Origin of the sequence: Pyxidicoccus fallax (genome assembly GCF_012933655.1) — a bacterium.
GTDB lineage: Bacteria > Myxococcota > Myxococcia > Myxococcales > Myxococcaceae > Myxococcus > Myxococcus fallax.
In genome coordinates this window covers 1-13,110 of sequence record NZ_JABBJJ010000343.1, presented here as the reverse complement: position 1 = coordinate 13,110, position 13,110 = coordinate 1, and the positions used below count along the sequence as shown (strand labels likewise).

14 protein-coding genes are annotated in these 13,110 nt (G+C 70.7%); 6 read left to right on the top strand and 8 right to left on the bottom strand.

The window, feature by feature from the left end; all coding sequences use genetic code 11:
• The 3 genes from HG543_RS43620 to purB all read left to right on the top strand — a co-directional run.
• A partial coding sequence (locus HG543_RS43620; protein ID WP_211194556.1) for a formylglycine-generating enzyme family protein occupies window positions 1–1,114 on the top strand: 1,114 nt, incomplete at its 5' end.
• Window positions 1,111–1,278: a hypothetical protein gene (locus tag HG543_RS43615; RefSeq protein ID WP_169350865.1), complete on the top strand. Its 168-nt coding sequence runs from the start codon at window positions 1,111–1,113 to the stop codon at window positions 1,276–1,278. The genes HG543_RS43620 and HG543_RS43615, both read left to right, overlap by 4 nt.
• A complete protein-coding gene (gene purB, locus HG543_RS43610) occupies window positions 1,275–2,588 on the top strand; it encodes an adenylosuccinate lyase (protein ID WP_169350864.1) in 1,314 nt (437 codons plus the stop codon). The genes HG543_RS43615 and purB overlap by 4 nt, the downstream gene beginning before the upstream one ends.
• 21 nt (window positions 2,589–2,609) lie before the next feature.
• Here the strand turns inward: purB and HG543_RS43605 are convergent, their stop codons facing one another.
• A complete protein-coding gene (locus HG543_RS43605; protein ID WP_169350863.1) occupies window positions 2,610–3,569 on the bottom strand; it encodes a phosphoribosylaminoimidazolesuccinocarboxamide synthase in 960 nt (319 codons plus the stop codon).
• Window positions 3,570–3,642: 73 nt separating this feature from the next.
• Entirely contained in the window at window positions 3,643–4,197 is a 555-nt protein-coding gene (locus HG543_RS43600; RefSeq protein WP_343073587.1) for a hypothetical protein, read from the bottom strand.
• 89 nt (window positions 4,198–4,286) lie between these two features.
• Between HG543_RS43600 and HG543_RS43595 the strand changes: the two genes are divergently transcribed.
• Window positions 4,287–5,030, top strand: a complete 744-nt coding sequence (locus HG543_RS43595) for an RNA methyltransferase (RefSeq protein WP_169350861.1) — start codon at window positions 4,287–4,289, stop codon at window positions 5,028–5,030.
• Between the two features lie 43 nt (window positions 5,031–5,073).
• On the opposite strand, the gene HG543_RS43590 is transcribed toward HG543_RS43595, so the two are convergent.
• From HG543_RS43590 to HG543_RS43580, 3 genes are all read right to left on the bottom strand, one after another.
• The gene (locus tag HG543_RS43590; protein ID WP_169350860.1) at window positions 5,074–5,340 is read right to left on the bottom strand and encodes a vegetative protein; all 267 of its coding nucleotides are present in this window, start codon (window positions 5,338–5,340) and stop codon (window positions 5,074–5,076) included.
• A 152-nt stretch (window positions 5,341–5,492) separates the two neighbouring features.
• The gene (locus tag HG543_RS43585) at window positions 5,493–6,749 is read right to left on the bottom strand and encodes a S1C family serine protease (RefSeq protein WP_169350859.1); all 1,257 of its coding nucleotides are present in this window, start codon (window positions 6,747–6,749) and stop codon (window positions 5,493–5,495) included.
• Between the two features lie 79 nt (window positions 6,750–6,828).
• Complete coding sequence (locus HG543_RS43580) at window positions 6,829–7,110, bottom strand: hypothetical protein (RefSeq protein WP_169350858.1); 282 nt, start codon at window positions 7,108–7,110, stop codon at window positions 6,829–6,831.
• 102 nt (window positions 7,111–7,212) lie between these two features.
• Here HG543_RS43580 and HG543_RS43575 point away from each other — a divergent pair, with 102 nt between their 5' ends.
• Window positions 7,213–8,289, top strand: a complete 1,077-nt coding sequence (locus tag HG543_RS43575; RefSeq protein ID WP_169350857.1) for a CFI-box-CTERM domain-containing protein — start codon at window positions 7,213–7,215, stop codon at window positions 8,287–8,289.
• A 50-nt stretch (window positions 8,290–8,339) separates the two neighbouring features.
• Window positions 8,340–8,864, top strand: a complete 525-nt coding sequence (locus tag HG543_RS43570) for a TlpA family protein disulfide reductase (RefSeq protein WP_169350867.1) — start codon at window positions 8,340–8,342, stop codon at window positions 8,862–8,864.
• Between the two features lie 117 nt (window positions 8,865–8,981).
• Here the strand turns inward: HG543_RS43570 and HG543_RS43565 are convergent, their stop codons facing one another.
• The 3 genes from HG543_RS43565 to HG543_RS43555 form a co-directional block, all read right to left on the bottom strand.
• Complete coding sequence (locus HG543_RS43565; RefSeq protein ID WP_169350856.1) at window positions 8,982–10,865, bottom strand: OmpA family protein; 1,884 nt, start codon at window positions 10,863–10,865, stop codon at window positions 8,982–8,984.
• 76 nt (window positions 10,866–10,941) lie between these two features.
• Window positions 10,942–12,567: an insulinase family protein gene (locus HG543_RS43560; protein WP_169350855.1), complete on the bottom strand. Its 1,626-nt coding sequence runs from the start codon at window positions 12,565–12,567 to the stop codon at window positions 10,942–10,944.
• A partial coding sequence (locus tag HG543_RS43555; protein ID WP_169350854.1) for a M16 family metallopeptidase occupies window positions 12,567–13,110 on the bottom strand: 544 nt, incomplete at its 5' end. The genes HG543_RS43555 and HG543_RS43560, both read right to left, overlap by 1 nt.

Below are 13,110 nucleotides of genomic sequence, written 5' to 3'. Positions count from 1 at the left end.
GTCTTCGCCCGCCACCCCTGGCCCCCGCGCCAACGCTCGCGGCCCGGAGTCCGCGCCAGCCGGCACCGGTTCGCGCCCGGGTATCCGTGCATCGGACTCCTCTCCTCCCAGCAGCACGCGCCAGGGCGCCCGCGCGTCGGACTCCTCGCCTCCCAGCAGCACGCGTCAGGGCGCCCGCAACGCGGACTCCCCGACGATGTCCGGCGCCCGCTCGGGAGCCCGCGTCCTGGACTCGCCCACGATGTCCGGTGCCCGCTCGGGCGTCCGGGCCGCGCTGCCCACCCAGCCCGTCATGCGCAAGGCGAAGCGCCGCTCCGTGCTGAGCCTGGTGCTCCTCACCCTGGGCGGACTGGCCCTCGGCGCCGGCGGGACGTACCTCATCCTGCGCTTCGTCCGTCCCTCCGTGACGGCGGCGCCGGTGTCCCCCGGAAAGCCGGTGCCGGCGCGGCAGGCGCCGCCCTCGCGGAACGAAGGCGAGAAGGCCGCCACCGCACCGGCGGAGGGAGCACCCGCCGTGGCCGCGCCCGTGGGGGACTGCCCCTCGGGCATGCGGCTGGTGACGGGCGGCGCGTTCAAGCTGGGCACGCCGGCCAACGACGCCATGAGCTTCCCGAACGAGCGTGCACTCACGAGCGTCCAGGTGCCCTCCTTCTGCGTGGATGAGTACGAGTACCCCAATCGAGCCGGCGCCTCGCCGAAGGTGAACGTGGCGTGGGAAGAGGCCCGGACCCTGTGCGAGCAGGCCGGGAAGCGGCTCTGCTCCGAGGAGGAGTGGGAGAAGGCATGCAAGGGCCCCGGCAACGCGCGCTTCCCGTACGGCAACGAGTACGACCCGGCCGCGTGCAACACCGAGGCGCCCCAGGGGGCGGACCGGGCGCTGGCGGCGTCCGGCACCTTCCAGCGCTGCCGCTCCGCGTATGGCGCGGTGGACATGTCCGGCAACGTGGCCGAGTGGACGTCCACGCGCTTCGACGCGACGGAGGACCTCACGCACAAGGGCGGCTCGTTCGACCGGCAGGACTACACGTCGCGCTGCTCGGCGCGGAAGGGCGCGGCGCCGACGGAGCGCTCGGAGTCGGTGGGCTTCCGCTGCTGCGCGGACGTGCGGCCATGAACCCGAAGGTCGAACCGGGAGCGCTGGCGGTGGCGTCTCCGGTGGCGTTCGACCTGTTCCTCACCCTCACCGTCACCACGAAGTCAGGTCCGTCCTCCGACACCGTGCGCGAGCCTCTCCGGCGCGCGGCGCGGCGGGACTTTGCCATCAGGGTCTACGAGTGATTCCGCGATACAGCCGACAAGAGATGTCGTCCCTCTGGTCCGATGAGGCCCGCTACCGCCGCTGGCGCGACGTGGAGCTGGCCGCGCTGGAGGGCATGGTGGAGGCGGGGCTCGCCCCTCGCGAGGCGCTGGAGGACTGCCGCCAGCGCGCCGGGGACTTCACCCCCGAGGACTCCGCGAAGATTGAAGAAATCGAGCGCACCACCAAGCATGACGTCATCGCCTTCCTCACCTTCATGGAGCAGCGGGTGGGGCCCAGCGCGCGCTGGCTGCACCTGGGCATGACGTCCTCGGACGTGCTCGACACGTCGCTGGGCCTCACGCTGCGCGATGCGCTCGACCTCATCCTGAAGGATTTGGACCGCGTCATGGCGGCGGTGGAGAAGCGCGCCTTCGAGCACAAGCACACGCTCCAGATGGGCCGCAGCCACGGCATCCACGCCGAGCCCATCACCTTCGGCCACAAGCTGGCCATCTGGTACGACGAGCTGCGCCGCGCCCGCACCCGCCTGCAGCACGCGCGGGAGACCATCGCCGTCGGCAAGATTTCCGGCGCGGTGGGCACCTTCGCGCACCTGCCTCCGGCGGTGGAGGAGCACGTCTGCCGCAAGCTGGGCCTGAAGCCCGCGCCGGCCTCCAGCCAGGTGGTGCAGCGTGACAGGCACGCGGAGTACTTCACCGCGCTGGCGCTGCTGGGCTCGAGCATCGAGAAGTTCGCGGTGGAGATCCGCCACCTGCAGCGCACCGAGGTGCGCGAGGCGGAGGAGCCCTTCACCGCGGGGCAGAAGGGCTCCAGCGCGATGCCGCACAAGCGCAACCCGATTCTCTCGGAGAACCTCACGGGCCTGGCGCGCCTGCTGCGCGGCTACGCGGTGAGCGCCATGGAGGACGTGGCGCTGTGGCACGAGCGGGACATCTCGCACTCCTCCGTGGAGCGCGTCATCGGCCCGGACGCCACCATCCTCGCGGACTTCATGCTCATCCGCTTCGCGCGGCTGATGGAAGATTTGCGCGTCTACCCGGAGCAGATGAAGAAGAACCTGGACCTGCTCGGCGGCGTGGTGAACTCGCAGCGGCTGTTGCTGGAGCTGGCGCGCAAGGGCATGGACCGGCAGGCCGCGTACGTCATCGTCCAGCGCAACGCGATGAAGCTGTACGAGGAGGGCGTGGACTTCAAGAAGGCCCTGCTCTCCGACGCGGACCTCCTGAAGATGATGACGCCCGAGGAAATCGCCGACTGCTTCTCCCCGGGCTACCACACGCGGCACATGGACGACGTGTTCCGCCGCGTCTTCGGCCGGAGCGAGTAGACGCCCCGCCGCCACGGAGGGCTACTTCAGGTAGCCCTTCGCACGCAGGTTCCGCTCGATGCGCGCGTGCACGTCGCCCGGCTGCAGCGCCAGCGGCGTGCCGGTAATCCGCTCGTACGCGGCGATGTACTTGGTGGCCAGGTCCATGCGCACGTCGTCCGGGATGACGGGCGGCGTGCCCTGGCCGGAGAAGTTCCGCTCGCGGATGAGCCACTGGCGGATGTTCTCCTTGTCCAGCATGCGCTGGTCCTCGCCCCTGGCGAGGCGCGCGTCGTACTCGTCCGCCACCCAGTAGCGGCTGGAGTCCGGGGTGTGCATCTCGTCGATGACGTAGAGCGTGTCGCCCACCTTGCCGAACTCGTACTTCGTATCCACGAGGATGAGGCCGCGCGTGCGCGCCCACTTCTGGCCTTCCAGGAAGAGCCCCTTGGCGGCCTCGGAGATGCGGGCCCAGTCCCGCGAGCTGGCCAGCCCGCGCGCGAGCAACTCCTTCTCGGAGATGGGCTCGTCGTGCTGCCCGTACTCGGCCTTGGTGGACGGGGTGATGATGGGCTCGGGGAAGGCCGCGTCCTTGCGCATGCCGTCCGGGAAGGGCACGCCGTAGGCCGTGTGCGTGCCCTTCTGGTAGTCGCGCCACAGGCTGCCGGTGAGGTAGCCGCGGACCACCACTTCAATCGCGAAGGGCTGGCAGGCGCGCGCCACGGTGACGTTGGCGTCCGGCACGTCCAGCACGTGGTTGGGGCAGATGTGCTTCGTGCGCTCGAACCAGAAGGCGGACAGCCGGTTGAGCACCTCGCCCTTGAAGGGGATGGTGGTGAGGATGTGGTCGAACGCGGACAGCCGGTCCGTCGTCACCAGGATGAGCTGCTCGCCCTGCCGGTACGTCTCGCGGACCTTGCCGCGGTACTGCTGGCCGAGCGACGGCAGGTCCGTCTGCTTGAGGGTGAGGGACAGCTGAGCGTGAAGTGCGGAGGTATCCACGAGCGCCTCGCGACCCACCCCCTCGCTGGGAGTGGCGAGAGAAAGGTGGGCCTTCCGGAAGAGGCGCGCGACTCTACTGGACGCTGGCCGGCATGGAAGCGGGACCGTACGCCGCCGCCAGATACAGGAAGGCCGGGTTGATGCGCAGGATGCCGTCCACGTAGGCGACCGCGTACGGCGCGCCCGAGGCCCGGTCCACCTGCACCGCGGCCTCCGGCTGGATGCCCCAGTGGACCAGCAGCGTGCGGGCCACCAGCTCCGCCGCCTCGCGCTCGGACAGGCCCTGCAGGCTCTCCCGGCGGTCCTCCGGCCAACGCTCGCCGTAGCGCGCGTCCAGCACGAGCTGGATGCCGCCGCCCGCGTCCGGAGACTGGAAGAGGTCCGTCTTCGCGTCGAAGCCCGGCGCCGCCAGCAGCTCGCCCTCGCGGGTGATGGGGAAGAGCACCAGCGCCTGCGCGGCCTGACCGGACTCCACCACCGACTGCCGCGCCACCTCGCGGTACAGCTCCAGCCGCATCGTCGGGGACTCGAACTCGACGAACTCCGGCGGGTTGGTGAGCGCCTGGCGGGCACTCAGGGTCGCGAGCGCGGGCCTGCCGGCCTCGCCGCAAGCGGTGAGGACGGTCACGAGAGAGAGGAGCAGCCCAGGAAGCCAGCGACGCATACGCCTGGGAATATACCGATCTCTTCCCGGATCAACCAGCTAAACTCGGAGGCATGCGTCCAGGGGAGTATCTCACCGTTGTGCTGCACCAGACGCGCTCTCCGGACAACCTGGGGGCCGTGGCGCGGGTGATGGCCAACTTCGGGTTTTCACGGCTGATTCTGTCGGACCCGGCCACCTACTCCTTCCGGGGAGCCGAGCGCCTCGCCGTGAAGGGCGACGCCGTCCTGGAGCGCATGGCCGTGGCGCGCGATCTGCCGGAGGCCCTCAAGGACTGCGTGTACGCCATTGGCACCACCTCTCGTACCCAGCTCAAGGGCAGGGAGGCGCTGACGCCAGAGGAGGCGGTGCGGCGGCTGGCGGAGGAGAGCGCCCGGGGCCGGGTGGCGCTCGTGTTCGGCGGCGAGCAGCGGGGCCTGTCCGACGAGGAGCTGGCGCGGTGCACGGACGTGCTCGTCATCCCCACATCGGACGTGCAGCCGTCCATGAACCTGGCGCAGTCCGCCGCGGTGCTGCTCTACCTCTGCCACCGGCAGGGCCTGGGGCCGGCGCCCGAGCCGAAGGCGGACGTGGGGGAGCCCGGCGCGCGCATGGGCACGCTCAACGCGCTGGCGGCGCGGATGCGTGAGGTGCTGCTGAAAGCGGAGTTCCTCAACCCACAGGCCCCGCAGCACGTGCTGAACGAGCTGGAGTTGACGTTGATGCGGGCGCGGCTCACCCAGCGCGAGGCGGAGCTGTGGCTCACCGCCTTCAAGCACCTGGGCCGCGCGGTGGCGCGGGGCGCCTCCACTCCCTGAGAGGGAAGGGACGCCCCGGCGCCGCGAGGACAGCGACGGCGACTTAAGCCGCCGCTTCCTTCTTGTACGTCTCGCCGTAGTGCTTCTCGCACATGCCGCCCTTGAAGGTCTTCACGCGGCACTCCGCCTTGGAGCAGGTGCGGTAGCGGGAGTGGGGCAGCTCACCCTGCCGCCACTTCTTGAAGTGGAAGAAGCAGTAGCTCTTGGCGCGGTAGGGGCGCTTGCAGCCCTCCACCGTGCACGCCTTCTTGCCATTGCCCTTGGCGGTACGCGGCCAATGGGTGAGCTTCGTCGTCTGGGCCTCGGCCATCTGGAACTCTCCTGCGGAACGATGCGGAAACTGCGGCGCCACACGGAGGTGGACCCGCCGCCGGGTACGAAAAAGGCGCACTGTCTAGCGCCCATGCCACCCGAACGCAAGAAGGCCGGAGAAACCCGGGAGCCGTCAGGCCCGTCCTCCCGTCAGGGCACGGGGGCGCCGTCCTCTGAACCGGTGGCGTCGGGCAGGGCTTCCTCCTCGCCGGGGGCCGCCGGGAAGCTCTTCGAGCGGGGGACCGGCGACAGCAGGTCCTCCAGCACGGACTGGCCCCGGGTGGGCTGGCGGCCGGGCGAGCTGGCGGCCAGGGCGGGGGCGGGCGCCTCCTCGGCGGGCATCTCCTCCAGCTTCACCGTCACCTTCATGGGGCGGCCCACCCGGTGGACCTTGAGCTTCACGTCGCGGCCCGGCCCGCGCGCGGCCACCTGCCAGCGCAGGGTGTGGGCGCGCAGCACGCGCCGGGCGTCCAGGCCGACGATGACGTCGCCGGGCACCAGGCCCGCCCGCTCGCCGGGGCCGCCCTCGGCCACGTCCGTCACCACCACGCCGCGCCCGCGCGGCAGGTTGTAGGCGTCCGCCACCTCGGGCGAGAAGTCCTGCACGCTGATGCCCATCCACCCCCGGCGCACGCGGCCGTGGGCCTTGAGGTGCGGAATCACCGTCTTGGCGATGTCGATGGGGATGGCGAAGCCGATGCCCTGGCCCGCCACATTCACCGCGTTGGCCACGGCCACCACGTCACCGTGCAAATCCAACACGGGCCCGCCCGAGTTGCCCGGGTTGATGGACGCGTCCATCTGGATGTAGTCGAAGTCACCATCGCGGCCGTTGGGCGTCACGTCCGTGCGGCCCATGTAGCTGACCACGCCCACCGTCACCGAGTGCGCCAGGCCGAACGGGTTGCCGATGACGACAATCCAGTCCGCCGAGCGCACGTGCGACGCGGAGGCCAGCTTCAGCACCGGCAGCTTGCGCGGGGCGTCGATTTTCAGGAGCGCGCAGTCGGTGCGCACGTCCTCGCCCAGCACGCGCGCGACGTACTCCTCCACGCCGCCGCGCGGGTGCAGCACGGAGATGAGCACCTCGGTGGCGCCCTCCACCACATGCGCGCTGGTGAGGATGTAGCCGTCCGGGTGGATGATGAAGCCGGAGCCGATGCCCTTCTGCGGCTCCTCGCCGGACACGGCCGTCTCCAGGGTGCCCTGTTTGGTGGTGATGGACACCACCGCCGGCATCGCCCGCCGGGCGACCTCACTCAGCGTGGCGCGCTGCTGGTGGAGCGTGCGGTTCTTCGACTCCAACCACAGCCGCTCATTTCCGCGCCCGGTGGCTTGCGCTGGCAGCACCAGCGCGCACACCAGCGCGGCAAAGAATACGACGCCCCTCACTCGCGCCCTGCCCATGGCCCCGCCTCCGCCCCACGTCCGCCTGCGGCAAGCTAGGGAGTGGGGAATTCCAGCGGAAGCGGGCCTGGGGTACGGGCTACTTCTTTTGAGCGATGATGCGGTTCACCGCCGCACGGTCCTCGTCGCTGATGCGCTCGCGCGGGGGCGCATTCGTCGGCCGGGCGACAGCGTCCTTCGCGTCCTCGTACGCGTCCTCCAGCCCGTCCTTCACCCGGTCCACGGCGGACGAATTCACGCCGCGCTTCCACGCCCGCTCCATGTGGTCCAGCGGCGTCCGCCCATCCACCTTCCCCGTGGCCAGGAAGATGCCCAGTCCCACCGCACAGGCCGTCCAGACGATGAACTTCAGTGCACCCATTCTTCACAGCCTCCTACCTCTTCGTACATCGTTCCGGGGCGGCTGGCCAGTTTCCGACCGCGGGTGTGCGCAAGGCGCTGACAGGGCGGGGTGGGGCCCTTAATGTCCGCGGGCTTGCAACCCGAAGAGCTCTTCCAAGCCGCCCGTGAGCGGGCCGCGACGCTGGATGTGGGACGTGGAGACGCGGCGGTGGAGCGCGTGCGCGCGGCGGCCTCGTCGCTGTTCGCCCGCATCCCCGAGCCGCCGGTGTACCGCCGCGCGGAGGACCCGTCGCGCAAGGCGGCCCAGGCGCTGCTGCCGGAGGTGGAGAAGGTGCTCGCCGAGGCACTGGCGGCTGGCAGGGACCCCGCGGCGCTGCCGGTGCTGGACAAGCTGGTGAAGGCGCTGCTCGCCCATGGCGAGGCGCTGTGCCACACGGCGGACGGCCGGCTGGAGGCCGCGGAGACGGCCTGGCGCAAGGCGCAGGAGCTGGAGCGGGCGGCGCACCCCACGCGGCACCTGGTGACGGCGCCGCCGCGCCCGCCGCCGGTGTTCGAAAAGGAGTCCGGCGCCTCGCGGTACGACCCGCGCCCGGCGCCCCAGGCGACGGTGAAGCTCGTGTGCCCCAACACCGGCTGCAAGCGGGTGAACGACTTCGCCTTCCTCACGAGCCACCCCTACAACCGCTTCATCTGCCCGGCGTGCAAGACGCCCTTCCTGGCGTACTTCGGCGAGCTGCGCGGGCTGGAGGTGGAGGTCCGCCGCAGCTCCAAGCGCTACTTCTTCACGGTGGACGAGGTGGGCCCCGCGGGCACCACGCGCATCGAGTTCGAGGAGGCCAGCGGCCAGGACTTCCCCGCGGCGCGCAGGGACTTGCTCGCCTTCCTCTACACGGAGGCGCGCGAGCTGAAGGTGGTGGTGAACCTCACCAACCAGCGGCTCATGTGGGTGAGCCCGGCGGCCTCGTGCTTCGTGGCGACGGTGGCCTTCGGCGAGGGCGCGCCGGAGCTCGTCGCGTTCCGCGCGTACCGGGATGACGTGCTGCGGAAGAGCGTGCTCGGCCGTGCGTTCATCCGTGGCTACTATCGGTTCGGCCCCGACGTGGCGGCCTGGGTGTCACACCGCCCGGTGGCCCGGAGCGGCGTGCGCTGGGTGCTTCGGAGGGTGCACGGCCGCCTGACGAGGAGTGGATTCGCGTGACGCAGAATGGGATTGGGGCTCCGCCGCCGCCCCCGAAGACGGCCCGGGGCATGAAGGTGGTGCTGGGCCTCGTGGCGGCGCTCGGGCTGGGAGGCGTGGTGTACCTCGGGGTGCTGGAGGCGCAGCGCGCGAAGCTGGTGCCGGACGGGGTGTCCGTGCCGGAGCTGGAGATGCTGCGCCACGACGGCGGCACGATGAAGCTGTCGGACCTGAAGGGCCAGGTGGTGATGCTGGACTTCTGGGCGACGTGGTGCCCGCCGTGCCGCGAGGAGATGCCGGCGCTGGTGAAGCTCGCGAAGGAGTACGAGTCGCAGGGCCTGGTCTTCGTCGCGGCCAGCCGTGACGACGGACCGCGCGCGCCCAAGCTCGTGGAAGCCTTCATGCGGAACAACCTGCCGGACCTGCGGCCCTACGTGGTGTACGCCAACGACGAGATTGCGTACTCCTTCCAGGTGACCGCGCTGCCGACGCTCTACTTCCTGGACCGCGAGGGCAAGGTGATGGACGCGCAGCGCGGCGCCCTGTCCGAGGACGCCCTGCGCCGCCGCATCGAGCGCGCGCTGAAGCAGAAGTAGGCCCCAGGTCCCGGGGCCTCACGCTGGCGCCGCGGACCGCGACACCGGGCACACCCGCGAGGACTTGAGGCGGCGGGGGCGAGCACCACGCGGGTGCCCGCCCCAAGGACTTCGCCGCTACTTCGTGGGAGCGGGCTTGTTCGCGGGAGCGGGAGCCGCCCCGGAAGGCTCCTTCTCCGGAGCGGGCTTGTTCGCTGGAGCCGCGCCGGCCGGAGGCTGCTGGCCGGCCGGGACGACGGTCTCCTTCGGCGCCGTCTCCACCTCGGAGCGGATGAGGCGGAAGTCGACGCGGCGGTTCTTCGCGCGGCCCAGCGCGGTGTCGTTGGTGGCGATGGGCCGGTCGAAGCCGAAGCCCTTCGACGTGAGGCGCTTGCGGTCGATGCCCTTGCTCACGAGGTACTCGAGCACGGAGCGCGCGCGCTTGTCGGACAGGCTCATGTTGAGGGCGCGCGAGCCGCGGTTGTCCGTGTGGCCTTCGATGAGCACGGGCCCCAGGGTGGGGTTCTTCCGCAGCACCGTGGCCACCTCGTCCAGCAGCGGGTACGAGCGCTTCTGGATGATGGCGGAGCCCGTCTCGAAGAGCACGTTGCCCTTGATTCGGATGCGGTCCGACTCGACGAAGACGTAGGGCGGCGAGTCGAACGGGCAGCCGTTGTTCTCCGGCGGGCCGAACATGTCGGGGCAGTCGTCCTCGTTGTCGGGCACCTCGTCGCCGTCCGAGTCCGGGCAGCCGTCGTAGTCCTTCGGGCCGGGCTTGTCCGGGCACTTGTCGAAGTCGTCGGTGACGCCGTCGCCGTCGCTGTCCTTCTCCGGGCAGCCCTTGCGCTCCTTGGGGCCCTTCTCCATGACGCAGCCGTCCTCGCCGTCGACGATGCCGTCCCCGTCGTTGTCCGGGTCCATGCAGCCGTCGTTGTCCTGGAAGCCGTCCACGTCCTCGGCCTCGGTGGGGCACCGGTCTCTCACGTCGGGCACGCCGTCGCCGTCCGAGTCGACGAACTTCTCGTCGTAGCGCAGCGAGAACATGACGCGCAGGGCCTCGCGGCCGTAGCCGCTGGACAGGTTGATGCCGCGGCCCACGTTCAGCTCCAGGCCCCAGTTGCCCCACACCTTCGCGCGGGCGCCCACCAGCAGCTCCCACGGCGTCTTGAGCGAGTCGGACTGGTCGAAGTTGAAGGGCCGCACCAGCGGGGTGCCCAGGTGCATCTCGGCCACGCCCTCCACGTCCATGAGTCGGCCCACGTTGGGCAGCTCCGCCACCGCGCCGGCGCCCAGCGTCAGCTCGTCGTCCACGAGCAGGTTGAGGTACTGCGCATGGGGCCGGATGCGCACGCCCACGTTGCCCAGCACGCGGAAGGGAATGGGGAGGAAGGTGAAGCGCTGCTCCACGGCGAGGCGCGGGGCCCAGAGCACGCCGCGCTCGCCGGTGAAGCTGTCCGCGTCACCGGTGGGCAGGCGCACCTCGGCGATGAGCGACACGCCGACGGGGAACTTCTCGCGGTCCAGCAGGTGGACGCGCGGCAGCACGCGGATGTCGCCCAGCGTGGTGCTGCTGACGCCCGCGGCGCCCGGGAACTCCGGTGCGTCGAGCCTGTCACGCAGCAGGTTGAAGTTGTCGCCCTGCAGCAGCGTGAAGGGCAGGTCCACCGCCAGCTCCAGCCGCTCGTGGAGCTGGTACGCGAAGAGCAGGTGCGCGTCGAGCCGGTAGGGCAGCAGGTCGCCCACCTTCTCGTCACCCAGCTTCAGCGCGAGGATGCGCCAGTTGAAGTCCAACAGGAGCGCGCCCCGGAAGCTGCCAACCGGCTCGTTGGTGGTCGTGCCTTCCAGCGCGATGCCGCTGCGCTGCGCGGGTGTGGCCTTCACCGGCACGGCGTCGAAGCCGCGCGAGAAGGGGTCATGTTCCGCGCGGGCCGCCACCGTGGCCAACAGCAGGCCGAGGGTCGCGAGTCGGATGGTGCAAGCGCGCCACCACGAGAGGGGAAACCCGAAGCTGATGCCTCGCATGACCTCGGCTCTTAGCATTCGATACCGGGGGGCGGAAGGAAATGACCCACCCCGCCGGTATCGCTACAGTCCTGTTCTATTTCTCCATCACCGTCTGCACGGGGACGACCTGGATGGCGTCCGGGCGCAGGGGGAGCTTGAAGGTGGAGATGGCCTGGTCCTGCTCCAGCAGCGCGGCCTCCTTGGGGGAGGCGTAGGTGATGGGCGAGGGCTGGCCGGAGCGCAGCGCCTGGGCGAGGCCTTCGGCGTCCTGGGTGACGAACGCGAAGTTGAGCGCATCCGGGTGGACGCGGCGGCGCAGGGCGTCCTGCACGGACTGGGGCGTCATCTTCGTGAGGGCCTGGCGGTACTGGTCCAGGAAGTTGGGCGTGCCGTAGAAGAGCGAGTCGATGGCGTAGCCCAGGCGCCGCTGGTCGGTCTGCTCCCAGAGGCGGGTGTAGCCCTGGAGGTAGCCGCGCATGAGGTCGAAGCGCTCCTGGGTGAGGCCCTCCCGCACGAGCTGGTCGAGGAAGTACACCGCGCCGCGCGTGGCGAAGACGCCATTGGCGGGCACCACCGGGCGAATCCAGATGCTGTGCAGCTGCTGGGTGCGGGCGATGTTGGTGCGGTTGTACGTGGAGCCGGGGTCCTCGATGAACTGCTCGGCGTAGGCGTAGTTGCCGTAGTTGAGGCCGCGCTTCTCGCGCAGCTCGTTGAAGAGCACGCCGAGGAACTGGCGGTGCTCACCGAGGTGCGAGAAGGCGAGGGCCAGCGGGAAGAAGTCCGGGTCCCCGCGGCGCACGGGCGTGACGTAGCCCATGCTGATGGCGGTGGAGAGCGTCGGCTTCTGGACGATGACGGCGCGGCCGGCCGTGGTGGGCACGGGCGGCAGCTCCACGCGCGGAGCGCCCTGCGCGGGCAGCGCGGACAGGCGCGAGGTGAGGGCCTGCTTGAGCGCGTCGTCCACCGGGCCGGCGAGGCCGACGACGAGCCGGTCCTGCGTGAAGACGCGCTTCGCATGAGCCTTCACGTCGTCGAGCGTAATCGCCTTCAGCCCCTGCACGGTGCCGCCGACGTAGTGGGCGTACGGGTGGCCCTGGTAGAGGAGGGCGTCGAGCGCCACCTTGCCGAGCGCCTCGTCATTGGCGCTGCGCAGGCCGTTCTCCACGTCGGAGATGGCGTTGGCGCGCAGGCGCTCCAGCTCGGCGGCGTCCAGGCGCGGGGCGAGCAGGACGTCGGTGAAGATGTCCATGAAGCGCGGCAGGAAGTCCTTGTGGACGCGGCCGGAGAAGGAGGTGAACTCCTTGTCGGTGTACGCGGAGAGCTCCGCGGCCATGGGGTAGAGCGCCTCCAGGAGCTGCGCGGAGGTGAGCTTCTGGGTGCCGCCCTCGGCCATCAGCGTGGCGGTGAGGTCGGTGAGTCCCTCCTTGCCCTTGGGGTCATCCACCGAGCCGGTGTGGAACACGAGCCGGAAGGAGACGATGGGCGAGTCCTGGCGCTCCAGGACGACGAGCTCCATGGGCTTGGGCTGGCGCAGCGGCGTGGCGGGCACGGCCTCCGGGCGCGCGGGGGGCGCGGGCGGCTGCGCGGGGGCCTGCTCCAGCGCGGCGGAGGAGGGCACCGCGGGAGGCGGCGCGTTGGGGTCCGTGGGGGCCTTGGGCGTGGAGGCGCAGCCGGCGAGTCCCACGAGGGCGGCGAGCGAAACGAGAGCACGCGTCTTCATCACTTCGTCCCTCCGGCGGCGGTCTTCGGGGTGAGGCCGAGCACGATGAGCCTGTTGGCGGTGAGGTACTTCTTGGTGAAGTCCTGGAGCTGGCCGGGCGTCACCTTGGTGAGGTTCTGCAGGTGGCGCTGGAACGCGTCGGGCTGGCCGAGGATGCCGGCGTACCAGGCGAGCTGGATGCCGACGTCCCGGGGCGTCTGCAGCTCCATGAGGGCGCCGTAGCGCCGGTGGTCCTGGATGGCCTTGACGCGCGCGGCGTCGATGCGGCCGGCCGCGAGGTTGCTCACCTCCTTGAGGAGGGCGAGGCGCACGGCGTCGCGGTGGCGCTCGTTCTTGAGGGTGGCGGTGAGGGAGAACAGGTGCGGGTCGCGGTGCTCGGTGAAGTCACTGCCGATGCGCTCCACGAGCTGCTTGTCGAGCACGAGCGACTTGTACGCGGGGCTGGTGGGGCCGGTGAGGTAGTCGACGAGGACGGACTGGAGGGCGGCGTCGAGGGTGTTCACGGACGCGGCGGGGGTGCGCCACGCGAGCACGAGGCGGGGC